This is a genomic window from Microbulbifer agarilyticus, from assembly GCF_020171345.1.
GTDB classification, from domain to species: domain Bacteria; phylum Pseudomonadota; class Gammaproteobacteria; order Pseudomonadales; family Cellvibrionaceae; genus Microbulbifer; species Microbulbifer agarilyticus_D.
The window spans coordinates 443,402-468,960 of record NZ_JAIUZM010000003.1 but is presented as its reverse complement, the minus strand read 5'-3'; the positions used below and the strand labels follow the sequence as shown (position 1 = coordinate 468,960).

At 51.9% G+C, this 25,559-nt stretch carries 21 protein-coding genes; 11 read left to right on the top strand and 10 right to left on the bottom strand.

Going from position 1 to position 25,559, the window contains the following annotated elements; translation table 11 throughout:
* Positions 1-47: 47 nt before the first annotated feature.
* Together LCM31_RS12410 and LCM31_RS12405 are read right to left on the bottom strand one after the other, a co-directional pair.
* Complete coding sequence (locus tag LCM31_RS12410) at positions 48-635, bottom strand: cation transporter (RefSeq protein ID WP_224870526.1); 588 nt, start codon at positions 633-635, stop codon at positions 48-50.
* A complete protein-coding gene (locus tag LCM31_RS12405; RefSeq protein WP_224870524.1) occupies positions 635-3,016 on the bottom strand; it encodes a DNA polymerase II in 2,382 nt (793 codons plus the stop codon). Before LCM31_RS12405 ends, LCM31_RS12410 begins: the two co-directional genes overlap by 1 nt.
* A gap of 450 nt (positions 3,017-3,466) precedes the next feature.
* Between LCM31_RS12405 and LCM31_RS12400 the strand changes: the two genes are divergently transcribed.
* Together LCM31_RS12400 and LCM31_RS12395 are read left to right on the top strand one after the other, a co-directional pair.
* Positions 3,467-5,206 carry a hypothetical protein gene (locus LCM31_RS12400; RefSeq protein ID WP_224870522.1) on the top strand — a complete coding sequence of 580 codons (1,740 nt, stop codon included), beginning with the start codon at positions 3,467-3,469 and terminating at the stop codon, positions 5,204-5,206.
* 1 nt (position 5,207) lies between these two features.
* The gene (locus LCM31_RS12395) at positions 5,208-6,590 is read left to right on the top strand and encodes a hypothetical protein (RefSeq protein WP_224870520.1); all 1,383 of its coding nucleotides are present in this window, start codon (positions 5,208-5,210) and stop codon (positions 6,588-6,590) included.
* Positions 6,591-6,725: 135 nt separating this feature from the next.
* Here the strand turns inward: LCM31_RS12395 and LCM31_RS12390 are convergent, their stop codons facing one another.
* On the bottom strand, positions 6,726-7,085 hold the full coding sequence (locus tag LCM31_RS12390) for a hypothetical protein (RefSeq protein WP_224870518.1): 360 nt from the start codon (positions 7,083-7,085) through the stop codon (positions 6,726-6,728).
* A gap of 212 nt (positions 7,086-7,297) precedes the next feature.
* On the opposite strand from LCM31_RS12390, the gene LCM31_RS12385 reads away from it, so the two are divergent.
* Complete coding sequence (locus LCM31_RS12385) at positions 7,298-8,449, top strand: helix-turn-helix domain-containing protein (RefSeq protein WP_224870516.1); 1,152 nt, start codon at positions 7,298-7,300, stop codon at positions 8,447-8,449.
* Positions 8,450-8,559: 110 nt separating this feature from the next.
* A complete protein-coding gene (locus LCM31_RS12380) occupies positions 8,560-9,426 on the top strand; it encodes a DUF2306 domain-containing protein (protein WP_224870515.1) in 867 nt (288 codons plus the stop codon).
* A 126-nt stretch (positions 9,427-9,552) separates the two neighbouring features.
* On the opposite strand, the gene LCM31_RS12375 is transcribed toward LCM31_RS12380, so the two are convergent.
* Complete coding sequence (locus LCM31_RS12375; RefSeq protein ID WP_224870513.1) at positions 9,553-11,406, bottom strand: winged helix-turn-helix domain-containing protein; 1,854 nt, start codon at positions 11,404-11,406, stop codon at positions 9,553-9,555.
* Between the two features lie 194 nt (positions 11,407-11,600).
* Here LCM31_RS12375 and LCM31_RS12370 point away from each other — a divergent pair, with 194 nt between their 5' ends.
* Positions 11,601-11,939, top strand: a complete 339-nt coding sequence (locus LCM31_RS12370) for a DUF4242 domain-containing protein (protein ID WP_224870511.1) — start codon at positions 11,601-11,603, stop codon at positions 11,937-11,939.
* 235 nt (positions 11,940-12,174) lie between these two features.
* Here the strand turns inward: LCM31_RS12370 and LCM31_RS12365 are convergent, their stop codons facing one another.
* From LCM31_RS12365 to LCM31_RS12340, 6 genes are all read right to left on the bottom strand, one after another.
* Positions 12,175-13,815 carry a TolB-like translocation protein gene (locus LCM31_RS12365; RefSeq protein WP_224870509.1) on the bottom strand — a complete coding sequence of 547 codons (1,641 nt, stop codon included), beginning with the start codon at positions 13,813-13,815 and terminating at the stop codon, positions 12,175-12,177.
* A gap of 113 nt (positions 13,816-13,928) precedes the next feature.
* Positions 13,929-14,933 (bottom strand): hypothetical protein, encoded by a 1,005-nt coding sequence (locus LCM31_RS12360; protein ID WP_224870507.1) that lies wholly within the window; start codon positions 14,931-14,933, stop codon positions 13,929-13,931.
* Positions 14,934-15,057: 124 nt separating this feature from the next.
* On the bottom strand, positions 15,058-15,786 hold the full coding sequence (locus tag LCM31_RS12355) for a DUF998 domain-containing protein (RefSeq protein WP_224870505.1): 729 nt from the start codon (positions 15,784-15,786) through the stop codon (positions 15,058-15,060).
* Between the two features lie 287 nt (positions 15,787-16,073).
* Complete coding sequence (locus LCM31_RS12350; RefSeq protein WP_224870503.1) at positions 16,074-17,267, bottom strand: fumarylacetoacetate hydrolase family protein; 1,194 nt, start codon at positions 17,265-17,267, stop codon at positions 16,074-16,076.
* Positions 17,185-17,442, bottom strand: a complete 258-nt coding sequence (locus LCM31_RS12345) for a transposase (RefSeq protein ID WP_224870501.1) — start codon at positions 17,440-17,442, stop codon at positions 17,185-17,187. The genes LCM31_RS12350 and LCM31_RS12345 overlap by 83 nt, the downstream gene beginning before the upstream one ends.
* A gap of 132 nt (positions 17,443-17,574) precedes the next feature.
* Entirely contained in the window at positions 17,575-18,042 is a 468-nt protein-coding gene (locus LCM31_RS12340) for an Lrp/AsnC family transcriptional regulator (protein WP_224870499.1), read from the bottom strand.
* A 136-nt stretch (positions 18,043-18,178) separates the two neighbouring features.
* On the opposite strand from LCM31_RS12340, the gene LCM31_RS12335 reads away from it, so the two are divergent.
* From LCM31_RS12335 to LCM31_RS16415, 6 genes are all read left to right on the top strand, one after another.
* A complete protein-coding gene (locus LCM31_RS12335; protein ID WP_224870497.1) occupies positions 18,179-18,775 on the top strand; it encodes an OsmC family protein in 597 nt (198 codons plus the stop codon).
* Between the two features lie 385 nt (positions 18,776-19,160).
* Complete coding sequence (locus LCM31_RS12330; RefSeq protein ID WP_224870496.1) at positions 19,161-21,932, top strand: cation-transporting P-type ATPase; 2,772 nt, start codon at positions 19,161-19,163, stop codon at positions 21,930-21,932.
* Positions 21,933-22,032: 100 nt separating this feature from the next.
* Complete coding sequence (locus tag LCM31_RS16345; RefSeq protein ID WP_263601076.1) at positions 22,033-22,161, top strand: hypothetical protein; 129 nt, start codon at positions 22,033-22,035, stop codon at positions 22,159-22,161.
* Between the two features lie 386 nt (positions 22,162-22,547).
* Positions 22,548-23,396 (top strand): hypothetical protein, encoded by an 849-nt coding sequence (locus tag LCM31_RS12325; protein WP_222249658.1) that lies wholly within the window; start codon positions 22,548-22,550, stop codon positions 23,394-23,396.
* 40 nt (positions 23,397-23,436) lie between these two features.
* Positions 23,437-24,288, top strand: a complete 852-nt coding sequence (locus LCM31_RS12320; protein WP_222249649.1) for a hypothetical protein — start codon at positions 23,437-23,439, stop codon at positions 24,286-24,288.
* Between the two features lie 571 nt (positions 24,289-24,859).
* On the top strand, positions 24,860-25,378 hold the full coding sequence (locus tag LCM31_RS16415) for a hypothetical protein (protein ID WP_318247449.1): 519 nt from the start codon (positions 24,860-24,862) through the stop codon (positions 25,376-25,378).
* Positions 25,379-25,559: the final 181 nt, after the last annotated feature.

The following is a 25,559-nucleotide window of genomic DNA, read 5'->3' as shown; positions in this document are numbered from 1 at the left end:
AAGTGCCAGACTGACCGGCATTCTAACATTCGCACAGAGGCGCCCTATCAGGGCTTTTGCACAGGCTTCTCTGCCTCCCTGGCCTCGCGCACGATTTGGATACCGCCTCGAACAACTAGCATAGAGATGATCATGCCGATCAATAAATCCGGGTACCTACTGCCAAGTATCGCAACAAGGCAACCCGACAGGATCACCCCTAAGTTGGCAAGGACATCGTTGACGGAAAAAATCCAGGAGGCCCGCATATGCACGCCGCCACTGCGGTGCTTTGCGATAAGCGCAACACACACGATATTGGCCAGCAATGCAACGATGCCCACCACAATAATCAACATGCTTTGCGGCTCGCTACCAAGTAACAAGCGCCTCAGCACTTCAAATAACACGCCAATGCCGAGCAGAATCTGCAGATAACCACTGACCCTTGCTGCACTGGCCTTTTTGGCTACGGCTTTGCCAACCGCGTAAAGCGACAACCCGTACACGAAAGCATCCGCCAGCATATCCAGAGAGTCCGCGAGCAAACCGGTTGACTGCGCGATCAAACCCAACGCCAGCTCAAAGAAAAACATGAATGTATTGATGGATAACAGTGCGATAAGCGTGTTTCTTTCCAAACGTTTTTCCTCCATCACTCGGCTCCTCCGAATAGGCCCATCTGACCATCCACCAAGCTATCAAAGTCGAGATCAATAAACGGCAAAATGGCATCGGCCACTGGCTTTAACTGCCGGTCGATATAGTGCTGGTAATCGATTGGGGACTGGAGGTAGTCCACTGGCTCGGGGCCGTTGAGGGTGATTGCGTAGCGAATCCAGCCTTTGTTTTGGTACTGCGGTGACAGGCCCTGCTGGCGGCGGCGCTCGTCGGCTAGTCTGGCGGCGCGTACGTGGGGTGGTACGTTTTTTACGTATTGTTCGAGCTTGCGCCTTAGGCGCTTGCGGTACACCAGTTGCTCATCCATCTCACCTGCCCGGGTTTTCTCTACGGTTTCGCGGATATAGTCGGATGGGTCTTCGCCGTGAAACACCATGGCGTAGAGTTTGGTCTGGAACTGCTTGGCGAGTTCGGTCCAGTCGCTGCGGACAGTTTCCAGGCCCTTGAACACCAGCTTTTCTTTATCGCCGTTCACCACCAGGCCCGCGTAGCGTTTCTTGGAGCCGGCCTCAGAGCCGCGAATGGTGGGCATCAAAAAGCGTTGGTAGTGGGTTTCGAATTCCAGTTCCAGTTCACACTCCAGCGCCAACTCTTCATTAAGTTTGTTCTGCCAGCGTGTATTCATTTCGTTGGCGAGGTTCTTGCCGATCGCATCGGCTTCTTCGGGGCTGGGTTGGCCGCTCAGCCAGACGAACGTGGAATCGGTATCGCCATAAATAACCTGGTGGCCCAGCTCCTCAATCCAGCTCGCAGTCTGCTGCATGATCTCGTGACCACGCAGGGTAATGGAGCTGGCGAGGCGCGTGTCGTAAAAACGGCAACCACCGCTTCCTAGCACTCCGTAAAAGGAGTTCATGATGATCTTGATGGCCTGGGACCGGGCGGCATCCTGCTCCTGCTTGGCGATGTCGCGCTGGGCCCAGAGGTTGGTAATGATGTCTGGCAGGAAATGCTTGTCGCGGGAGAAACGCGCACCACGAAAACCGGGGATGGTGTTTTCATCCGCCAGGCCCTCTTCTACTTCCCCTTTCTCTCCGTCGGCCAAGCCCTCAACCAAACCCATAGGATCAATTTTGAAGGTGCGAATGATGCTGGGATACAGACTCTTAAAATCCAGCACCAGTACGTTGTCATACAGGCCGGGCCGGGAATCCATCACATAGCCGCCCGGACTCGCCAGACCACCATCGGCCGGCAGATTGGGCGCTACATAGTGGCTGCGGTGGAGTTTGGGCAGGTAAAGGTTGGTAAACGCCGCAACGGAACCGCCGCTGCGGTCGAGTTCAAGGCCGGTGAGCTGGGCGCGGAGGCGCAGGTAATCCAGTAGGCGGGTGTGCTCATAGATGTCCCAGACCAGGCGGCAGTCTTCCAGGTTATAGGCGGCGAGCTTGGGCTTGTTATGGCGGAAGTCGTGCTCAATCACGCCCAGGCGGTTGTCCACGTCTTCGGTGTCCTTGCCTCGGCCCAGCAGCGTCTGCGCTACAAACTCCAGGCTAAAGCTTTCGAAGTTGTAGGTGGCGCTCTTCAGTCCGTCGATGCCATCCAGCACTACCCTACCCGGCAACGTCACAAAGCCTTGATTGCCCTCGCGGCCATCCCGCCAGCGGGCCTCGGTGCCACCACGCCCCAGCTTCAAGCGCAGTCCATAGCGCCCAGCTCTTTTCAGCAGCAACCGGAAATCGAAGTCCACCACGGCCCAGCCGATGATGATGTCCGGGTCCAGGGCGGTGATCCTGGCTTCCAGCGCCTGCAGCAGTGCCCGTTCGTTTTCCACCCAGTGCATGGTGGTGTCGGCGTCTTCCGGTTCACCAACCATCAGCACTTCTTCCACCCCATGGCCATAGAGACCGATGGAATACAGCTCGCCCTTGCCGGAGCACTCCACGTCGAGGGACACCACCTTGAAATCCGGCTGTACTTCGGCACCCTTGAGACGAACCTGGCGATACTCGGTATAACCCTCTCTGGCCCGAGCTTCGCCTTCAAAGTAGAGGCCACCGCGGGCAAAGCGCTCCATCAGGTAGCGGTCGTGCAGGCGAAAATCCGCCTCAAACACCTCAATGCCCCGCTCTTTCAACAGGGCTTGCGCCCGGCGATGGGCGTCAATGGTAGGGAAATACAGCATGGCCGCTTCTTCGCGGCCGAAGGTCTGAAAGCCCAGCTGCTGCCATTCGTGGGGTACGGTGGCCAGTATTTGTTGCACCTGCGCGCGCTGTGCCACCTTCACCATAAACACCGGGCGCTCGCCCTCAATGACCAGCTTGGCCGGGCCCTCGGGCGTGGCCAGCCAGTAGTGGATGCAGGTGCTGCCGCGCTGATCGAAGCTGTGGCGAGTGAGGAGGAAACCTTGGGGCACGAGAGTGTACTTAGTTGAGGCTTGGGTTCGAGCTGTTTAGGTGATGGCGCCATTCTACTGGATAGATACACAGATATCAGCAACCACCAGAGTTGGACTAGAGGTCTTTGGCGGGCTACCTAGGCCGGATATAGACAACAACGCACTAGAAGCGACTAAGTTACTGGCAAAGCCTAGGAAGAAATGAGCAGGCTATTACCTTCACCGCCCAAAGAGAGCCTGAGAAATGGAGTTATATTAAATTATTTGGAATCAAACGCACTCACCGCAGTTAGCTTCACAATGTTGTTCTTATTCAACTTATTACTGAGCAACGCCCGCATTACTTAATACCCTGAGTCCTAAATTAATTATTTACTCGACCAAATTTATAGTGGCAAATACAATAGGCTTCTCAAGGATGTAATTGGAATACTGATACTGACACCAAAAACAACAAAGGATATTGTTATGACTACAGGGATGAGCTACGGTGATGCCATTGCCCTAATCAAGACCTTTCTGAAATCTTCCCCGCCTACGTTGTCTTTCGATCACTCGAAGCTCAGCCACAAAATCTTTGATGCCATCACTCATTCCAGAGGTGACTTCTCCCCGGACAGCAAGTTTAAGCATAAGGATACACCCATTACTGAGGCCCGATGGTATACAAAATCCAATACAGCTGAACCCTTAAACTCGCCTCCCACATGGACACTCGACAATACCCTGAGCACCGTTACCATGCTTGCTTTTGCAATACCCGAAGCTGGTGCCGGAATAGCAGCAGCGGTCGGTGCATTTCAGGAGTTAATCGATAATCTAGGCCGGCAAGCCGCCTTCCAGAAAAAGTTGAAGGAAGTTAGCAATGAAGCAAAAAATGAATTTGTCGTCCTTGAGGATGAATTAAAAAGATTTATCACCCAAGATAAGATCAGAGAGGACCTGGACACACTCGAAGCTTACGCCCTAGACCTTCAAAATCTGATGTCGAATATGCTGGAGAAGCCATCAGATGTTACTACAGCCAGGAAAGGATTCAGTTCTAAATGGTTAAACCGGCAGCACAACAGAGCAACCGTTTTGAGTCGAACCGGAGGCCTTGGTATCGTTTGGACCATGATTGGGTCCAAGGAATTCAGCCGCGTGACCAAGCAGGTCTCCCATTTAATGCAGCGACCCGAATCCCTTAATCTTACCTACCCTCCAACATATGCCAACTGCTCAATTGACGCCTACTGTAAGATCGTCGGCGTGGCCATTAATGCCGTAATTCTCTATTCCCTCGTAAATCTGATGCCCATTGAAGCACTTTGGCCTGAATGGGATTCTGATGAATTTGATCTCATGGAAGCAGTCAAATCTCATCGTTGGTATTCGAAGGATGAGGGAGTTGAAAAATCGGCACAGGATTGCTGGATAATTCTTTATGAAAAACTCAACCCAGACATGGCAGGTTCATGGTTGGCAAGAGTGGATCCAAATAGAGGGGATGCCTTAAGCTCTTGGATGTCAATAATGAAACGTATTGACGACATTCAAATCAACACCCAACAGCCAACAATAAGGGATGGATTTGTTTTTCTTGAGAACGATAAAACCACTAAATTTACCGTTATGGCGACTAGCATAATTCACCTTGACGATGAAGTAATCCGGAACTGCTCGAATGAGCAAACCGAAATTAAGGACGCAACCGTTTCGGCGCCCAATTACGATGGATTTTTGGCAAACTACAGGGGATTTCACTGTACTCTGACTATCAACTGGGTGATGCCTAGTGATGCAGGCAATATCCTTTGCGACATCATATTTGGTTACAAGGCGGCTGCCGAAGGTATTCGCGTGGCCGATCTTAATAATAACCATCACACCTTTCGCACCCCCTATTCCAAGGGAAACCCCGGCAACCACGCTGTCTCTGGATACGACCAAATACTATGGGGGCCGCACGATGCACACATTTGCAGCCCTGATCACCCAGGATTTATGGAGTCTCAGGCAGGCCGCTCATTCATTGCATGGGTAGCATTTGTACTCACCAACTACACCAATGATTACGGATTCAAGATTGATCCTGACTTAGACACTACAACCTACGATGTAGCCAACATCTGTTATAAGTCCTGGCTTGCGGTGTTTGGTGTTGCACAAAAATTTATTGAAGCAGCCCCCGGCAAAGCAAAAACTACACCTCTTGAGGAGGCCTGAAGTGTATATATTCGAAAAACTCTTAAAAACCTTCGCCAAACCTGGCGGATTCACCAGCCGCGGCCAAACCCTTGCTAAAAGTAGCCCCGATCTCGGACGTACACTCCATGGGTGCAAGGAACTTCGGTTAGCCCTTCAATCTAAGGAAGCATCAAAAGCAATCAGCATTGAGCATTTCAAAGACTTACGCCAAATTACTGAGCATTTATCCGAGGTCGAACGGCTGGATGCTCCGAGTAGCATTGGTATACATGTTGCCGGCGAAGACTATAAACATCAGGGCACCTATTGGTTAATTCATGGTGATGATCACCATCAAATCAGTCTTGAGCAAGCTCTAAACTTAACATTGAGCGGCATTCACTCCATTGAAAACGGCTCTGCCGTTAAGCATGAATTGGCTATGACAGGCGCTAAGGAATTCGCCAAGACCATGGGTTACGAAACAGTCATAGCTCCGTATATGGCGATGGACATGCGGTACTGGGTGCAGGAAGGGCAAATTTTGCCATTGATAGAGAAAAACATATTGAGCGCCTCACTTCTACGTGTTGCTAACTCAATCAGAAATCAGGAATGCCATAATAACCCTTCATTATCCAAGGTCACACACTCAAGTCATTCCTATGCAAATCTAATTATGAACCTAAGTCTGCTTCTGAATGAACCCCAAATTGTAGCCGATAGTCTCAACGTAGAATTCGCTCCATTAGGCAGCCCTTCGCATATGGAATATCTAATTCTTGCGAAGCAACACTCCCATGGCGCCATCTCCGTCGTACGTGGGTCACTCGATGTCCTGCAAGAGATTGCTGAGACGAGGTCTGCAATGATACTTGACGAGACCTTTACTAGACTACCAACAGATATTCATCTCAAGGTTCATTCCCACTATCTCAGCGATCTAGTCAATGAATTGAAGGCTTCAGGGTATGTTGATTCTGGCCTCCCGGCATTTATTGAGGCCCACCACGATGTAAGGCCATCAACAGTTGACTTCATCCCTGATTCTGAAATGAATTTTTCTGCGAAGGTAACAGAAAACCATTGGACACAGTCAGAAGCAAAAAATGCGCAAGAGTCTGAGCACAAAGATTCCAAAAAACCGCCAACTAAAGATCCCCTAACTGGACTTGGTGAGACTCTGAGTGAATCTACTACCATTACTCAGAGCGAGCCGAAAACTGACGGCGGTAAGCCACCACCCGATTCAACGGGCATTACTAATGATCCCCACTCACATCATGGCACGGGTGAAAGCGGTCATTCTAGCGAGCATAGTACTGTAAGGGACAACGAACCCGACCGAGATCATAAAGATCACTCCGATCACGAATCGCACAGTAACCACGGTGAGCATGGTAAACGCGGCGAGCATGCCTGATTGACCTTGGAAAACCCTCCCCATTATATCAATGGGGAGGTCACCAAAAGTTCAAATCATCTTACTCTTTTCCGATACCGGGATATTCGGTAATAGTTGGGGTGTGACAATTAGAGCGAGATCCGCTCTATGAGGTCAGAAGCAGGTAATAGAGCGAGAATCATAAAATTGACATGACACCACCATCAACACTTCTTCCACGCCATGCTCGTAGAGAGCGATCGAATACAGCTCCCTGTGCCCGGAGCACTCCACGTCCAGAGACACCACCTTAAACTCTGGCTGCACCTCGGCACCCTTGAGACGCACCTGGCGATATTCGGTATAACCGCCTCTGGCCCAGGCTTCGCCTTCAAAGTAGAGGCTACCGCGGGCAAAGCGCTCCATCAGGTAACGGTCGTGCAGGCGAAAATCCGCCTCAAACACCTCGATGTCGCGCTCTTTCAACAGGGCTTGCGCCCGGCGATGAGCTTCGATGGTAGGGAAATACAGCATGGCCGCTTCTTCGCGGCCGAACGCTTGGAAGCCCAACTGCTGCCATTCATGGGGTATGGCGGCCAGTATATGTATGCACAGATATCAGCAACCACCCGATGAGTACCCTCACCTTCCCCAATAGCCATATGAGTGACGGCTTAACAATTGATGGGCGCTGTATTCGGTAATAAGATCGTCTTTTATTGGATCTCTGTAACCGTGTTCGTACTATGGCCGTAAATGTCGTCCCTACTGTGATCTACTCAAGCATGTTGGGTGTGACTCTGTTTGCGTTGCTGGAGTGCCTGAGCAAGCCAAGACAGCGACAAACGGCCTACTTGATTGCGCTGTTCTCATTATTGCTCGTACATATCTTGGGCGAGCTGCATATCTATTCCGGCTTTTACCAATACGCACCTTCGCTGGCGGGATTGCAGTTTCCTATACGCATGTTGTTGGGGCCTGCGCTCTATTTCTATGCGTTTGCCACCATGTCACCGGATAAGGCACTGCCACGCAAAGCTTATGCTCTAGCGATGCTGGGCCCGGTACTGATTGTATTGATCATGCTGCCGTTTCTTTTCGGCAGCACCCCCGAAGAAAAGCTGGCACTAGCTGATCCATCGACCCGTGACCCCGCGCTTTGGAAAATTGCGGTTACGACCTGCGTGGTATCCATGCTGGCATTCATACTCTTCACCGGCGCCTATCTGGTGGCTACCCTGAGACTCCATGCGCGACATAGACGCCAGCTGTTGGATCGATTTGCCTCTATCGAGGATCGCTCGATGGACTGGTTCCGGGTGGTATTACTGTTATGGGGCGCCGCATGGTTGCTTTTCGCAATTGAATACATGGTCGGCTTCTTAGGGTACCGGTGGTTTGGTTCCGGTATTGTGCTGCCCACTATTGAAGCGGTGATATTGCTGGTATTTGCGCACCTGGCGATAAACCAGCCGGTATTGACCGATTCGGATAAAGGTAAAGAAACGGATAAAGATAAAGAGAGCGCCGCTCCGTCCAGACTACCGAGTCTGAAAGCCGAGCGTATGCAGCAAATTGCCCAAACACTAAATCAAGTAATGGCTAAAGATAAGTTATATATGGAATCCGACTTATCGTTAAAAAAGCTCTCTGAAACCATATCCGTAAGCGAAAACCATATATCCGAGACGCTATCGCAGTTTCTGGATACCAACTTCTTTCAGTTTGTGAATGAATACCGAGTCGACGCGGCCAAGCAATTGGTTAAAGGCTCCGATATGCAGGTGTCCGCGATCGCTTACGAGGTGGGTTTTAACTCCAAGTCCACCTTTAATGCGGCCTTCAAAAAGTCCGTCGGCGAGACCCCGACCGCCTACCGCAGGCAGCAAACCCACTAAACTGGCCGCAAATAGTTGTACTAATACGTCCGAACGGGCCCGTCCGGACGCAAATCGCCCTTCTCGCACGTAATCTCTGCCTAGAAATTCATCAACAGGCATGGAATCTTATGTTGGGCAGATACCTCGACCGCTTACCCTTTTCCGGTGCAACTGGCGCGCCGATGACAATTCAGCCACGCGGCTTGCTTAAAGGCGCATCAATATTCTGGTTTTGCTCGCTATTGGTGGGCCAATGGATGTTCCTTTATTACATCATCGCGTTTTACGGGTTTTCCGTATTAACCGCGAACTTGGAAATCTGGAACCGATTTGAGCCCCTTGGCAGTACCCCCTACGTTGCCGGTGATTTCGGTGGCAACCTGGCATTTGCTGCGCACGCATTAGGCGCGGGTATCGTCGCATTTGGCGGTGCGCTGCAACTCATTCCGCAAGTGCGCAATCGATTTCCGCGCTTCCATCGCATTAATGGTTATATCTACCTTACGACCGTATTGGGCCTCGCCTTATCCGGGTTTTATCTGGTACTCATAAGAGGCACCAGCCCGGACATGCTGTCAGCCATTGGCACCAGTATTAATGGGGTATTTATCCTGTACTTTGCTTATATGGCACTGCGGTGCATAAAGAATCGGGATATCGCCAATCACCGCAAATGGGCATTGCGTCTATTCCTGGTTTCAAATGCCCAGTGGTTTCTGCGCGTGGGTGTATTCAGTTACCTGATTACCGGCACGTTGCTGGGCTTCGAACCCGGGTTTGGTGACCCGTTCTTCCCCATGTGGACATTTGGTTGTTATCTGCTTCCGCTGCTGACGTTGCAGCTGTATTTCTACGCTGCCGAGCGCGGCAGCCCGCAAATACAATATGTGACCGGTGGTGTACTGATCGCACTAACGGTCGCGCTGATCATAGGGGTTGTGGGGTATACGCCATTCCTGCAATCACTTATCGCGGGCGAGGCGCCCTCGCTTTGATCTCAAGGGGCTGCACAGATAGCTGCAACCGCGAGCGCTGGCCGAAAGCACGCTAGCAACTCCTAGCAACTCCTAGCAACTCCTAGCAACTCCTAGCAACTACGATCAGTTACGAGCAGTTAGGGCTCAACCGCGTTTGAACACCTGCGCGAGTATCTGCTGATACGATGCGGTCTTGCGCAGGTTGGCAAGCTGCGGGTCTACGCGCAGGAACACCATTGAATGGGAGCGCTGCTCGTACGCCCGCTCGAGCCAGCGCACTGCGGCGTCGCTGTTCCCCGCGGCGAGATGGGCCTTGGCCACCTCATAGGCGGGCACATATCCGTCGCTTGCCAACAGGCCTTGGAGCAGCGTGCTCGCTTCTTCTTCCCTACCCGCCAGGGCCAGCACCCGCGCAAGCGAGGCCACGCTGATCGTGTTACCAGACGATTTCTCGACGTTGCGCTCCAGCGCGGTGATCGCCCCGTCGTAATCGCCCATGGCCTCAAGCGTCCAGCCGCGCCAGAGGTCCACAAGTTGGAATTCAGGATCGAGTTCCCGCGCTGTTTCCAGCTGCCGCAGGGCCCCCTCGTGATCCCCAGCGTGGTAAAGCACCCAGCCCAGCGCCGCGTTGGCAATCAGCGACAAAGGGTCTAGCTGAGTGGCATAGCGCATCTCGCGCTCGGCTTTGTCGAAGCGCCCCGCAGCCACCAGCAAGTTGGCATACCACTGGTGGGCCTTGGCGTAAGCCGGGTTAATGGCAATCGACTGCAAGAAGCGCGCCTCGGCCTCCTCGAAGTCCCAGTCAAAGTAGAGGGCGACGTAACCCAGAGTCGCCTCCGCCGAGTCATTGGCGGGGTCGAGCTGCAGTGCGCGGCGGGCCGCGCCCTTGGCTCGGCCAAAAGCTTCCTCCGGCGGCAGGAAATCGTAGAACCCGAGCACAGCAAAGGTGTCGGCAAGCCCCGCCCACGCAGGTGCGTAGTCAGGCGCCTGGCCAATAGCGGCCTCAAAATGTACCACTGCCCGACGCAGGTCGACCTCGGACCGCTTGTGCCAGTAGAAGCGCCCCTTTAAGTAGCTGTCATAGGCGGCCGGATTAATTTCTGCGCGGCTGCGGCCAATGCCCTCCGGCAGCAGTTTGCCAGCCAGCGAGGCTACAACGTTCAGAGCAACTTCCTCCTGCAGGGCAAAAATATCGGTGGAGTCGCGCTGAAAGCTCTGTGCCCAAAGCTGGTAGCCGCTACGAGTATCCACCAGACGCACATGGATGCGTAGTTTGTCATCTCTGCGGTGTACGCTGCCCTCCACAAGCACATCAGTCTCTAGCCGTTTACCGATAGCGCGCGCGTCCAGCGCAGAACCCTGTATCGAAAATGAGGAGGTGCGTGCCACTACGCGAAGATCGGGAAAGCTGGCAAGGCGATTGATGAGTTCATCCGCCAGGCCATCGCTAAAATAGTCCCGCTGGTTGTCATCGCCGACATTTATGAAAGGCAACACCGCTACTGAGTGAAAGGGTTGTTGGCTCGGTACTTCGGGACCTGTCAGATAGGGTCCGACGATAAGCGCTAGCGCAATCACCAAAGTGGCAGCGATACCAGCGGCATGTCGGCGACGCCAAGGGATATGGCTTACCGACTGTTGCGGCGCGATGGCGCAGGCGTCCACGTTGGAGGTGCTTCCCACCACCGCCACCGGAGCAATAAACCGATAGCCTTTACGCGGCTGTGTTTCAATGAAACGCGGGTTACGTGGGGAGTCGTTGAGCGCTCGGCGCAGTTTGCGCACCAGCGTGTTGAGGTTGTCGTCAAGCAAGCCACTCTGGTCATCCGGCCAGAAGTGACGGAATAGCTCGTCGCGGTCGAACAGCTCACCTGGGCGGCTAGCCAACAGGACCAGCAGCTTAAGAGGTAGCTCCTGCACCACCACTGTGCGCCCGCGCCGGGACAGAGTGAGACTCGGAGAATCTAGGGTGAACTCACCGAATTGCAGTGTTGCCATGCGCCAGCCCCATGTGGAGCCCGGGCTCCACCGTTCAGTTCATTGTTGTTGCTATGAGGTTGATTTAATGACAGTTTTCAGTTCAGGTAAAGGTTCAGCCCCAGTTCATTGAGAGCGCGGCAGCTAGTTGTTTCCATGGTAATGCCAGCCGCAAGCGGGTGCTTGTGGAGGCTTAACCCAAGGAAACATTCATTATGCGCCTGATCAAATCCATCGCCGCTCTGACACTTTCGAGCCTTTCTTCATTAGCCGCTGCCGGTAACCAGTACATCATCGAGCGGACCATTCCCGGTGCGAGCCAGCTGAGCGCAGCCGAGCTCAAGTCGATTTCCCAGAAATCACGTGCGATCCTCGAATCGCTGGGCCCAGAGATCCAGTGGCAGCAGAGTTATGTTGCAGAGGATAAGTTCTACTGCGTCTATGAGGCGCCCAACAAGGACATCATTGCCAAACACGCCAAGCTTGGAGGCTTTCCGGCGGACAAAATCGCGCAAGTAAGTGGCGTAATCGGCCCAAACACTGCCGAGGATTGAGAAATCCACCGCGTTTACGCGGATCGTATCACCGCGCGGCGTGTACGCCACGCGTTTCGCTCGGTACGGGCACATGCTCGTGGTGATACCTACACGGTCGCATGCTTGAAGCAAATAATCTCCGGCCGTGCCGGTTTTCCCCGAGGTGCAATCAAAGTCCACGAAAGTAGCTTCAGGTCAATCCACACAACGGCAGGATTGTGTTTTCCGGTATGCCTTTTTTGAGGTGCCCTGTTTATTCGCCCCTAAGTTCTTCGAGTACCTTGGCATCAACCCAATAGATATCGCCATCGCCGTCGCCGCTGCGATTGAAGAACAAATACTTGCCATCTGGCGTGACGATCGCGCCTGCGTCGGCGGCCTCCGTGTTGATCTTGTCACCCATATTGATGCCCTCACCCCAGGAGCCATCGGGCTGCCGAAAGCTGATATACAGGTCGTTATCGCCATAGCCGCTGGGGCGTTCACCGTCCCAGATCATGTACGATTCGTCAGGGGCGATAAACGGATGAGCGTTCCATTTACCCGCATTGATCTCCCGGCCAAAGGGCTGCGGGGCTTCGCGCTTGCCATCGACGATGCGCGCGTAACGGATAACCCCAGTACCGTCGCGCGTGCCCTCATCCAACACATAAGTGCCTTTGGCCGATGACATCAGCCGCATAATGCGAATGTCTTCATAAGGCGCACCCAGGCTTTGAAGGTCTGACCAACCCTCGGCCGTGCGCGTTTTAAACTGCTTGCCCAGATGCATGGTGTTGCCATCCGGCGACAGAATCGGCCGTCCTACCCTGGGCTCGGTCGGCTGCGGTTGCCAGCTGCCATTCACGTTTTTGTAGCTAATCAGCGACCACTTGTTTTCATCTTTGGCTTTGCGCGTAAAATAAAACTCACGCATGTCGGGCGAGAAGAAACCGCTGTAATCACGTTGCTGACTAGAGACGATACCCGGCGCAAATACTTCAGGAATTTCACCCGGAACTTTTTGACCCAGGTACGGGCCTGTCAACTTGGGTGCAGGGCGCACCTTGTCGATGACTTCGCTACTAATCCAATAGAGGTTTGAAATACCGCCCTCTTCATCATAACGACTAAAGAACAGGTATTTACCGTCCGGGGTAACGCTCGGCACCGTTTCGCTATGGGTCGAGTTTACCTCGCTACCCAAGCTAACCGGCTCGGACCAACCGCCATTGGGCTGCTTGAAGTAAACGTAGATGTCCCTGTCTTTGCGCCCATCACCCGTGGCCTTGGCATCAACCAGCAGATAGTCTTGCTGCGGCGAGATAAATCCGTGGATACCAAGCTCGATACCCACCTTGTCTACCTTGGGGTATTCGCCATCAACCAGGGGCGCATGGTAGACGCTGGATTCAATGATATTGGTGAAAAACAGGTCGCCATTGCTGGCCAGCGTCGAATAAAACACTTCGCTGTTATTGATCGGCGATGCAAGCTTCTTGGCAGCACCCCACCCATCGGTAACACGCTCCACCGTCCAGAATTTGGTATCGGTAAAATCTGCGTTATAGGCGGTAAACAATAGCTGCCGACCGTCCGGGCTAAAAAACGGCTGCATTTCGCCCGCTTTCTGGCCTTTGGTAAACGCCTCTTGCTTGATGGGCTGCCACGCGCCATCAACCAGCTTGGATGAATAGATCGCAGCAGGCTTGCCGTCTTTTTGCCCCGAGAAGTAGATCTCGTCCAGATCTTTAGAAAAGGCGATACCGTATTCGTAACGGCCTGTCACCGACACAGTATCTTTGGCAAACAACTTGGCCGTCGCGCCCGGGAGTTCTTGATCGAAATATGGGCTATCGGCCGCCGCCAGCGGGGCTAAAGACAGTAAAGAAAAGGCAAGTACGGTAGGCTTCATCGCAATCGCTACTCTTAATATTATGGAAAAGTGCCATAGTATCGACCTGAGGGATGCGTGACAGCCTTGACTCGTTAGCTTGCCGTTTTAATGGGGCGAGCTGATCAACAGGATCAATCGATCTGACGGCGCGCTTCATTGGACCGCCGGGTACGCGGGTCATGCACCAGGCGTACCTGCTTGTGCTTATCCGTTTTCTTTTTGGACTCCTTTTCCTTTTTCTTTGGCTGCTCGTTCTTTGGTTGCTCGCGCTCCTGGCGCGGCGCTGGCTGCGCGGCCGTATTGCGCCGATCATTTGACGCTTTGCGCTGGGGCTGATGCTGGGGCTGGGCGCGCTGGCTTTGTGGTTTGAGCCTGTCGCGCACTGCGCGGCGATCGTTTTCTGAACGATCTACGGCGGGAACAACATGTGGGTCGCGAATGCCAGCCGGCTTGCCCGCAACGTTAACCACCCTCTCGTTCCGACTTGGGTTCAAACGTGGATTCCGGCGTTCATTGCGGCGATCTCCGCCCTGACTATCCGCCTGAAACACCCGCCGCTTTGACCCGGGTACGCCAGCAAACCCTTGCACGCCGTCTCGGCCACGATCCTGGCGTTCCTCACGACGATCCCTGCCCTCCTCGCGACGATCCCTGCCTTCCTCACGACGATCATGCCGGTATGGGTTGCCGTCATGCCGATCCCGCTGCTTGTAACTGTGGTCATGAACGTGCCGGCGCGGCGGTCTGTACTGGTGGCCCCCGGCATAGCGCTGGCCGTGGCGGCGCAAGCGCGTATGCCAGCGATCATTGAAGTTTGCCGAGATATAAAAGTTGGGGGCTGGATACCAACGGCCACCCCAGTGACTGGCACTAATCCAGTGGTCCCGATACCAACGATAGTAGCGCCCCTCGCGATAGAACACGTCGCTGCGGTCGTAGAATACGTACACGCCGAGGGTATCGTCGTAGTAGCGATAGCCAGGGTCGGTGATCACCGAATAGGAATACACCGGAGGTGCCTTGCGGACATAGGATTGCTCAACGATCACCGGCGTCGCTGCTGGGTAGGTAACACAGCCTCCGAGCGTCAAAGTGATGGTGAGGGCGGCAAGTAATCGGTATGGGATCTGGCGCATGGTGCGTTTTCCTTGGATTCACACCTGCTTTATAACCCAGTGCAACTGAATCGTTGCTGAATTGACTCGCAAAAAGAACAGAAAAAGCCAAACCCGCGGAATGGAGACAACCACATACAGTCAGTTACCTTGAAGAAAGCGCAATTTTTATACGCTCATCTTCACTGGTAATAAATGGCAGCATGCGACTGGCGGTCAGCCAGGCAACACCAAATGCAATCAAGCCTGTCGCTTCGACATAGTAGGTCAAGCGGTGAGTAACTCCGCTAAAATCCACCCAACCCAGAATATCGAGCAACTGTACGGCCATAGCACCAAGCATAACTACTGCGCAGGCTCGATAAATCAGCCCCCTAACCTTCGCCTCTTTAGAATCTTTACCTTTGGCTCTCAGGTAAAACAGCCAACAGAAAATTGCGAGGATAATGAACATGGAGATTGCCGCGGTGGTATGGACAACACCAACCATCGTGGACCCTGCAGCTGCCCCCTCATCACCACGACCGGCAAGGCAATCACACGGAAAAAAAGCCACCATTGCGACAGCGACTGCGGCGACTTTACTCAAGACTGCTTGAAACAACGAGTAGCCATTGTACGACCAGAGAAAAGCGGATATGACGCAGAGAGAGCCAACGAATACATTGCGGGCATGATCGGTTAAGTGGTAGGACAGGCTAATCGAGCTAATACTGACCCCAGGCGTTAGCAAGTCCGTCAGTGTCGCCAGTGACAAAGCGATGAATCCCACGATAAATTTAGCCGTGTGGTGATCAATTTCAGTATCTAGTGGCTCCCCATCCATGAACCTAGCCTCATACACATAATCAACAATTTTAGCACCCGGTAGCATTCTCGGCGCTGCTACGGGTAGTGGCCCAACACCAAACGCTGTTCCCGCGGCGTGCCCTAAAACCTACATTCCCGATTGAAGCCAAGCACATAAATACCCAATGGGCCTGAAGAAAACTCAGTTACATAAGCCGCAAAAAAACTAGGCATATAAACTTTTCTCTTACTCACCTTGTGAAAAACACAGGCCGAAGCACTGGGCATTTCAAGCCCGTATTGCTATCGAATGTTGTGGGCGAATGTTGTGGGCGAATGTTGTGGGTGTCCTTTGATTGATCATCACCCCCGTCAATCAACAACCACGACGACGATATCGCCCAGGTAATTAGATCCATGATGCACGACATCACCTGGCTGGAGATAGTGTTTCCCGGCAACCTCATTAGCTATGAATGTCCGGCGCGCCACGCCAAGGAATGACTCCTCACCCAGTGGGCCGCCACGCGCCAGATATGCGGCCAATGCCTCGATAATGTCACCACGCGTAGGTGGAGTAAAAATCGTACCTTCAGCGGTGCCTGACATCACTGTAGTAGACGACGGAATCGTTCCAGTGGATGTCAGCTTTACGTATCCATCACGATAGAGGAAGCGTGGCCTTTCCGTATCGGTGAATGCCTTTTCAACCAACCCCTTGAAATCAAGCGTCATTTCGCTTCCGCGTGCATCCTGACGATTTGATTCGTTCACAGATGTCGTCATGCGGACACTGGATATAAAGGCCTTCCAATCATTGGGGACTACCAGAAACGGCCCGGTTGGAAAGAAATCGGGGCCGCTTTTTGCATCGCTAAAACCGAACCCAGAATCGAGATTGTCGGGATCAGCCAGCTCGATTAGCGCATTCCTGTTGGTGAAATCACCGCACAGGAAAAAACCCTTGATGGCTTCGTCGAACTGCTCCGGAGCCGTAAGGTCGCGATCAAAGCGAATGCACAACTCCACTTCGTAGTCGAGTAGAATTCCGGGGGCGGTACGCACCTGCGCCCTGGCCGCCGATGCCGCCCCGAACTTCGGGAACTGAAATACAGCACTGCTATTAGCTTCTTCGGCATGCTCTGGAAAATTTGTGCCGGTTCCGATGTGACTCGTACCGCCGGAACCAGACGGCAAGAGTTCGTCGACATTGATCGTGAAGGTTAACTGATCAGCCTGCTGGTTGGCCTGAAGACGCGATATGTCCGCAGCGGCCAGCGCTTCGAAGGGATCGTCGGTTCGTGAGGCCCCAAGTTTCTCAAGATCAACGCCTGTAACGACTCCCCCTTTCATGTCACGCACGATAATCGTCCGAGTGCGGCCCTCTTCATCACGAAACTGGGCGAGCGTGATCGCTTCCTCCAATGGAGCCAGGCGCATCTCAAGTGGCTCGTCTTCGAAACTTGCGGGGTTGTGTTGTGGGTCAGGAGACGTAACCCACATAGCGACGACACCTATTGCCAGAACGGCAAATCCAACCGCGAAACATTTTCCTATAATTCTCATATTCGCTTCCTTTATAGCTAGCGGAACAGGCGACTTCAGCTATCAGTTTGCTAACGCCCTGGTCAGACCCCGGAGTTAGCAGTAGGTGTACGTGGTTTGTCATCAACACCCAAGCATGAACCTGAATATCAAATTCCTGCGCATACCATTTTAACCAGCCGGTGTAGGCAATCATATCCTGCGCTGAACAGAAGCAAGCTTGCCGGGTGTTGCCCCGCTAAATGACATGCTGCGGAATACCCGCAGACTAATGTATGTAAAAAATTAGCGGATGCCAATAGGTGTCATAATGTTGATCTGACCCCATTTATTCAGGCAGCTCTACTGGCAAGGAAGTTGTGTGTTTTACTTGATCCAACACAAAGAGGGTTTGTGCATCCTTTATTTCGGGAAACCCTCGTAGTGTTTTTAAGATGAATTGTGACAACTCTTTATTATTCCTCGCCACTACCTTCATCAGATGATCATATTGTCCAGATAGTGAATAGCATTCCAAAATGAGTGGGTGCGCTTGCACAGCGGCTTTAAAGCCATCAAATTCCGCCTCATTATTCTGATTAATACTCACCTGAACAAACGCGACCACCCCAAACCCCGCCTTTTCAGCATCTAAAATCGCGCTATACCCTTTAATGATGCCCCGCTCTTCCAGGCTTTTAGTACGCCTCAGGCAAGTAGACTCAGACATATGCGTTTGCTTTGCCAATTCCACGATCGGCAAGCGCCCGTTGTCTTGCAGCGTTGTTAATACCTTTTTGTCTTGCTTGGTAAGCATGGCCATTTCCGTCAAAAAATAGGTTATTCCTGAAGGATACCACCACAAATTAGGTAGAAGAAGAATGTTTTGACGGCTTCATTCACCTGCTCTCCCGTACAATTTATGCACAAATTAACAGCGGCGAGCACATTCTATGACCGATAAAAAGCATTACCATGTTGGCGACCTAAGCAATCAACAACCGTCTATAACGCAATATCAACCATCCAAATTCGCAAAGGCCAAACACCCCGAGCCCTACCGGTTTGAGGTAAATTTGAGCGCAGAGGCAGGTACTAAGCAGAAAAAAACAGGGGTTGTTTCAGTCAATATCCCAGGCTTTAGCCCGGTAAGACTGTATTGCGATGAGCAGCCACCGGTCGGTGACGACACCGCACCGCCGCCGTTAGCGTTTTTTGCCGCCGGCATAGGCTTTTGCTTAATGACGCACCTAACCGACATTCTTACCGCGCGTAAGATCCAGGTGGACAGTTTGAAGCTGGAGCAGCGCATTGTGTTTAGAACCAACCTTGGTCATATGCGCGAACATGGATATATGACAGATGGCGGTTGTGACGTGGTAGAAACACACGTGATTATCGATAGCCCCGAGTCAGAGGAGAAGATCAAAGATCTACTCGATGAGGCAGAAAATGGTTGCATGGCACACTATGCCCTAAGAAACCCAATCCCCTGGTCGACCCGTCTTATCTATAACGGCAACGAGGTTATCAGCAGACAAGGGGCTTAAAACAGCAGTCGATCTACCTCCTTTCAGTGGCCAAATATCAGCGTGTCACTAGACAAATATTAAAAGCGAGCTTCACTGAGGCTCGCTTTTTCGATCTAAAAAGCCACATCGTAAGCCGGCTGTGAGAATTAGCCGTGTCTGAAATATGCTGCATGGCGCGCCACACCGCTATACCGCCGACCAATCTAGCCAGCCACAGGTCAAATAGGTTCTTCTGGTAAGAGTAATGACGTTTTCCAATCGGCCTTCCAATTAGTGGGTACCCTTTTCTTTGCCTAGCTGCAGAAAAAGACTGGTATGCTCAGAGCTCGGTGGCCAAAAAGAGCTGACCGCTACACTTGCATACCCAAATGTGTTTCCGAAAATTTATTAGAAAGAAAGGTTATTGATTTTATACTCTCTAATTGAGTATGAGCCGCATATAAAAATTAAAGAGGAAAGCATGGAGCATAGAGGCGCGAATACAAACAACCATTGGCACAGCCTCTCGGCCAATGTCGTGCTGGAATGTCTAAAGTCCTCAAGCGAAGGTTTGGCTCAAACTGAAGCTGAAACACGTTTTGCAAGGTATGGCGCAAACCGTCTTCCGCAGGCCGCGCGCCGTAATCCTATCGTACGATTTTTACTTCATTTCAATAATGTTCTTATCTATGCGCTGCTCGGTGCTGCTCTGATTACAGCGCTATTGAGCCATTGGGTCGATACCGTCGTTATTCTCGCGGTGGTAGTCGTTAATGCCATCATCGGCTTTGTACAGGAAGGCAAGGCGGAACAAGCCATGGACGCCATCCGCCATATGCTGGCACCACGAGCCAATGTGGTTCGGGGGGGGGAACGTATAAGGATCGACGGCGAAAAGTTGGTGCCTGGCGATATCGTGCTGCTGGAAGCTGGTGACAAAATACCCGCTGATCTCCGGCTACTAACCGCTCATGGTTTGTCTGCACAGGAAGCAATTTTGACCGGAGAATCGGTGCCGGTAGAAAAGCACACTCAAGCCGTTACTGACAGTGCAGCCTTAGGGGACCGTACCTGTATGGCTTACTCTGGAACCCTAGTCACTATCGGCCAGGGCAAAGGGGTGGTGGTAGCCACGGGTACTGGTACAGAGATCGGCCGCATCAGTGGGCTCTTGTCGCAAGTAGAAGCGCTAACGACGCCGCTAGTGACACAAATGAGCGTATTTGCCAAATGGCTGACTATCTTCATTCTTATCATCGCAGCGGTCTTACTAGCCTTCGGGTATTTTATTGCACATTACGATTTTGGCGAGATGTTCATAGCCGTGGTCGGGCTATCTGTGGCAGCAATTCCCGAGGGCCTGCCGGCGGTGCTAACCATTACGTTGGCAATTGGCGTGCAAGCTATGGCTCGGCGAAACGCCATCGTGCGACGCTTGCCGGCCATTGAGACCTTGGGGTCGGTGTCGGTCATATGCACGGATAAAACCGGCACACTCACGCGTAACGAAATGATGGTTGCCTCGGTACTGACTCACCGCCATCTTTTTACGTTGGACGGCAGCGGCTACGAACCCAAAGGTGCACTAAAACTCGAAGAATCCCTTGTCTCGCCTGCTGAACACGCAATGTTGGAAGAGCTCGCCCGCGCTGCAACGCTCTGTAACGACGCTGCACTGCGCCAGCAAAACGGCGTCTGGGTAGTCGAGGGCGATCCCATGGAGGGTGCCCTGCTGAGTTTTGCGGGAAAAATGGATGTGAACACCCGTCAAGAGCAGGCTGCGTGGTCGCGTACTGATGTGATTCCCTTTGATGCTCAGCACCGTTTTATGGCGACGCTTAATCATGATCACGAGCAGCACGCCTGCATATTCGTCAAAGGTGCGCCTGAGCGAATGCTCACCATGTGCGAAAATCAACGTAGCGCCGATGGTACCATCGAGCCGTTGGACTGCGCTTATTGGCAAGAGCAGTCAGACGCTATTGCTGCACTCGGCCAGCGGGTATTGGCCTTCGCTGTTAAAGCAGTGCCACCCACACATACGGTATTGGACCATGCGGAGGTATCGGGTTCTTTAACCTTAGTCGGCATGGTGGGAATGATTGATCCGCCCCGAGCAGAAGCAATCTCGGCAGTGGCTGAGTGTTACGAGGCTGGCATCCTGGTAAAAATGATCACCGGTGACCACACAAAAACTGCTGCGGCAATCGGCAAACAGATAGGCCTTAAGAATTCCGACAAAGCCCTCACTGGGATCGACCTCGATGAGCTTGATGAGGCGACCCTTCGCCAGGCAGTTCTGGAATGCGATGTCTTTGCCCGCACCAGCCCAGAACATAAACTTAGGTTGGTCATGGCCTTGCAATCTCATGGTTTGACGGTGGCCATGACGGGCGATGGCGTAAATGACGCACCTGCACTGAAGAGGGCAGATGCTGGAATTGCTATGGGGGAAAAAGGCAGTGAAGCCGCTAAGGAGGCTGCCGAACTGGTGTTAGCCGATGATAACTTTGCGTCGATTGTGGCTGCTGTGCGTGAAGGAAGAACGGTTTATGACAACTTAAAGAAGGTGATTAGCTGGACCTTGCCGACCAACGCCGGTGAGGCCATGACGATCGTTCTAGCCTTGCTTATGGGAATGACGCTGCCCATTACACCTATTCAGATCCTTTGGGTCAATCTCATCACCGCGGTTACGCTGGGTATTGCCTTGGCGTTTGAGCCCACTGAAAAAAACACCATGCGCCGACCACCGCGCGAGCGCCAGGAACCGCTGTTAAACGCTAGCCTGGTTTGGCATATCGTGTTGGTATCGCTACTGTTTCTCTGTGGTGTGTTTGGCACATATCACTATGCAATAGATCGTGGCTATTCCGTGGAGTTAGCTCGTACCATTGCACTGAATACGTTGGTGATAATGGAAATATTCCACCTATTTTACATTCGAAATATCTACAGTGCGTCGCTAACTTGGCAGGGAGTGCGCGGGACCAAAGTGGTGTGGTCGGTGGTGATCGTTGTAACGGTCGCTCAGTTCGCGATTACCTATCTACCGATATTACAGTCCGTATTTACAACCGAGTCGATCCCCATGCTTGATGGTGTACTTATTATCGGAGTCGGTATGGCGCTGTTTGTGATCATCGAAATTGAAAAGCAAATGCGACTCGCATTCCAGAGCGTGGGCAAGGAATGATGGGAGATTTAAATATTGTCAGTGCTGCACTGTAATCCCCGCGAAAATTAATCGAGATTTTGAGTAGAGACTTTTACAATGATCGCCTAAGGAGCGAATAATGAAGAAGTCTCGATTTTCCGACAGCCAGATTCTGGCAATTCTGAAGACGGCCAAGAAAGGCGTTGCCAAACATAGTATCAGTATTCGGCTAGCCTGTGAGATCTACGACTTAACAGGACACCCATGAAACAAGAGGTATTTAGTGCCAGCACCATTGGAAGTTAAGCAGAGTTGCGCTGGATATCTGTGCTTATGCAGTGATGAGCAACCACTACAAGTGAACCCCAGGCGCACAGATCGACCCAATGACACCTAAAACTCCCTCGAGACAGAATATCCAACAGCCATCTGATAATTAACTGAACATGGCGGAAAAACTGTCTATGCAGATCAGCTGTCCATCGTAGTATGTACGGCGCATGAGAACCATAACGATAAGCAACACATCAAGATGCCACTAGAACTGAACTCCAGTTCAGTCCTAAAAATAACCGCAATTAATAACAATGAGGCAATCTATCCCTCATCGTTGTTGACCAAATATGACTAATAATGAACTAAAGGAGAGGTTAAATGTTTTATACGCCCATTTCCCCCTCGGGGGATTTCGATGAATTATGTACGGCGGTTCATAGGGTAAACCCTCATCTCACTGTTGGCCAAAGTGGTACAAATTTAGATGCTCCGGAATTCTCCTCTTACGACGTGAATATTACTTCTTCATTTGTCTCTGCCGAAGTAATGGCAAATATTGGGTTTAAGGGCCTAGTGATTGGCGGTGATGCGAAGGCAACCTATTTTTTGTTAGATATTATTGCGACACAGCCTGTCGCTGTTCCACTGAACAGCGGGCAAGGTCTTAATATTTGGGGGGTCGGTGGAAGAATTGCCTTTGCTAGTTCGCAAGTTTCTGGTGATGCAGCCTTCTCAGTGAGTGGATTGGCCGCGAGCGCAGTGGCGAAAGGGAGTGCAGTGATGTTGCAGGCTACTGTTATCGGTGGCGGCGCTCTAAATGACATAAAGTTTTTTAATAGTGGTATTGCAAGCTTTGATCAAACTAGCGCGTCTGGCCTTGGTGAGGGGGTTAATGAGCTATTTAGGGTGATGACCAATCCAAACAATATGGATAGCTTTCAGCCCAATGTGATAGGAATTGTTCCTGAATCCCAGGTTCCCCAACAAAGTTTTGCAGTTTCCTATGAGTATGGACTCCGCGCCATAAACAAGGGCTGGAATTTGCCAAAAGCGTTAGATAGAGCCCCGGTTGATGTTCCTTCTAGTTTAAATGTGATTGGTTCTGGATTTGCGGTTGATAGCAATGTTATTCAAGGTATTTATGAGTCTCTCGGTGTTTCCGGTGATGATAACCCATCGTCACAGCAAAGGAGCAAAGCCGGGGATTTGTATGACTGCGGCCCATAACTACTAGTAACTTATAAACCATATAAAAGGAATATATTTCATGGATACTATTGCCTATATACCCGTCGGTGGTGCGACGGATAGCGACGGAACCGTGTTGGCATTAAAGGGGCTAATTGTCGATAACCCAGAACAGGTAGATTGGATAACCCCGCCATCTGTACCTTCTGTTGACTCCTGTAATGTACTGCAAAGCGGTGCTATTCAGGCGAGCGTTTCTGCAATGCTCGCACTCGGTTTTCGCGGGTTTGCAATGGCAGCAAAAATGAATGCCACCTACTTCGTAGTCGATATCGTGAAGTACGCGACCGTTCCTGCTGTTACCGGCGGCCCTGTCAATGAATGGTATTTCGGTTATGGCCATCGCATTGGTATTCAGGGATTTAACGCCTCCGGTACTGCGGCTGCTTCCGTGGCGGGATTAGCAGGAAGCGCGACAATGTCAGGGACTGCTACTTCATATCAGGTAAAGTCGTTTGGTATTCCCTATGAGAATGTCATGCCCCTTCTACTCCCGCTGGCAGGACAAATGTTGGGTGGTTTAAATATGGGCACTATTCAACAAATGGGTGTGGTGAGAGAGGCGCTGGCGAACTATTCGATAACGCAACTTGACAATATCACCCCTCAGTTGATTGGGTACTCTCTGGTAAACAATCCGGATGGGCTGGATGAAAGTGCAGCAAGCCTCGGGTTTGGATTGAGGGCAATTGAAAAAGGATTGTCATACACCGATGCCAGCGGAAAAAACGCGAAGCATAATGCACCTGTCGCACCGGCGATCTTCAAACCGCTTTACGAGGAAATTCTTGGTTCGGGCTACGGTGATGACGTAGTGCCAAACTCAGCCCAGAGGCAGCAGGCAAAGGAGTTGCTGGAAATGATGCCTTAGTCACCTTGTAGAAGACCAGGTCACACCGACGTTACCATGCTCTCATGCTCTGTAGGTGCCGATTCAGTATGGCCTGGTTTAACAACTTCTATCGTACATTGAGGAAAGGTTTTGATGGGGATGGTGTCGTTGCTACCGGAATCGGTTATGGTACATGTCGATTTTTGGGCAGCATTGATAGAAGCCAGAAAGTGAAGGAATCCTTATACCGGCAATGATGTTGGTATAAATTCATGGACACCCAACAGGGAACAACAATGGGGAACAACAATGGGACCCCCATAGAAGATAAGGCATCCTACGCCAAACACTTGCATTTAACATCAGTCACCGCAAAATACTGGCTATACATACAACACCATTAATAGCCATGACCCAACCGCGATCAAATCTGATTGATCCAAGCACAACGCCCTACTATCACTGCGTTTCCCGCTGTGTTCGCCGCGCTTTTCTTTGCGGGCGTGATGAGCGTAGCGGGCAGTGCTTTGAGCACCGTCGACAGTGGATAGAAGACCGGCTGCTGGAACTTTCCGGAATATTCGCGCTAGATGTTTGTTCGTATGCCGTTATGAGCAACCATTATCATGTCGTGTTATTCGTGAACCAGCAACAGGCTGACGGCTGGGACCTGCTAGAGGTGGTGTCTCGATGGCATCGGCTATGCAAAGGCTCTGCCTTATCGCAGCGTTTTTACCGTGGGGAGTCCCTGGATTCAGCCGAATTGACCCGGCTGTCCGAGGTAGCCAAAACCTGGAAGGCGCGGCTGACCGATATCAGTTGGTTTATGCGCTACTTGAACGAGTTCATTGCACGGGAAGCCAATCGCGAAGACCAGTGTAGCGGGCGATTCTGGGAGGGCCGTTTTAAATCCCAAGCATTACTGGACGAAAAGGCCCTGGCAGCCTGTATGGCTTATGTCGACCTTAATCCAATCCGTGCGAAAATGGCCGAAACACCAGAGACATCGGACCATACCTCAATCAAACAACGTATCCTCTCTGCAAAACAGGCACAGCAGCCCACCACGCTGCTGCCTTTTGTCGGGAATCCAAAGAACCCATGCCTACAGGCCTACCGTTTCGGCTAGAGGACTATATTGAATTGGTGGACTGGAGCGGACGCTGCCTACGAGAAGATAAGCGGGGAGCAATCAACGAAAAACTTCCTCCCATTCTGGATCGCCTGCAAATTGATCCAAAGCAATGGACCTATCTGAATAGAAATTTTGAAAGCCGGTTTAAATCCCTTGTAGGCAGCGGCCATACTGT

Coding starts and splice junctions, on each gene's coding strand:
- LCM31_RS12320 (WP_222249649.1), top strand. CDS start 23,437: ATGGATACTATTGCCTATATACCCGTCGGTGGTGCGACGGATAGCGAC.
- LCM31_RS12375 (WP_224870513.1), bottom strand. CDS start 11,406: ATGGCAACACTGCAATTCGGTGAGTTCACCCTAGATTCTCCGAGTCTC.
- LCM31_RS12380 (WP_224870515.1), top strand. CDS start 8,560: ATGTTGGGCAGATACCTCGACCGCTTACCCTTTTCCGGTGCAACTGGC.
- LCM31_RS12345 (WP_224870501.1), bottom strand. CDS start 17,442: ATGATTGCCTACACCGGCTGGTTAAAATGGTATGCGCAGGAATTTGAT.
- LCM31_RS12340 (WP_224870499.1), bottom strand. CDS start 18,042: ATGCTTACCAAGCAAGACAAAAAGGTATTAACAACGCTGCAAGACAAC.
- LCM31_RS12365 (WP_224870509.1), bottom strand. CDS start 13,815: ATGAAGCCTACCGTACTTGCCTTTTCTTTACTGTCTTTAGCCCCGCTG.
- LCM31_RS12400 (WP_224870522.1), top strand. CDS start 3,467: ATGACTACAGGGATGAGCTACGGTGATGCCATTGCCCTAATCAAGACC.
- LCM31_RS12410 (WP_224870526.1), bottom strand. CDS start 635: ATGGAGGAAAAACGTTTGGAAAGAAACACGCTTATCGCACTGTTATCC.
- LCM31_RS16415 (WP_318247449.1), top strand. CDS start 24,860: ATGAGCAACCATTATCATGTCGTGTTATTCGTGAACCAGCAACAGGCT.
- LCM31_RS12355 (WP_224870505.1), bottom strand. CDS start 15,786: ATGCTACCGGGTGCTAAAATTGTTGATTATGTGTATGAGGCTAGGTTC.
- LCM31_RS16345 (WP_263601076.1), top strand. CDS start 22,033: ATGAAGAAGTCTCGATTTTCCGACAGCCAGATTCTGGCAATTCTGAAG.
- LCM31_RS12325 (WP_222249658.1), top strand. CDS start 22,548: ATGTTTTATACGCCCATTTCCCCCTCGGGGGATTTCGATGAATTATGT.
- LCM31_RS12390 (WP_224870518.1), bottom strand. CDS start 7,085: ATGCTGTATTTCCCTACCATCGAAGCTCATCGCCGGGCGCAAGCCCTG.
- LCM31_RS12370 (WP_224870511.1), top strand. CDS start 11,601: ATGCGCCTGATCAAATCCATCGCCGCTCTGACACTTTCGAGCCTTTCT.
- LCM31_RS12385 (WP_224870516.1), top strand. CDS start 7,298: ATGGCCGTAAATGTCGTCCCTACTGTGATCTACTCAAGCATGTTGGGT.
- LCM31_RS12335 (WP_224870497.1), top strand. CDS start 18,179: ATGACCGATAAAAAGCATTACCATGTTGGCGACCTAAGCAATCAACAA.
- LCM31_RS12350 (WP_224870503.1), bottom strand. CDS start 17,267: ATGAGAATTATAGGAAAATGTTTCGCGGTTGGATTTGCCGTTCTGGCA.
- LCM31_RS12360 (WP_224870507.1), bottom strand. CDS start 14,933: ATGCGCCAGATCCCATACCGATTACTTGCCGCCCTCACCATCACTTTG.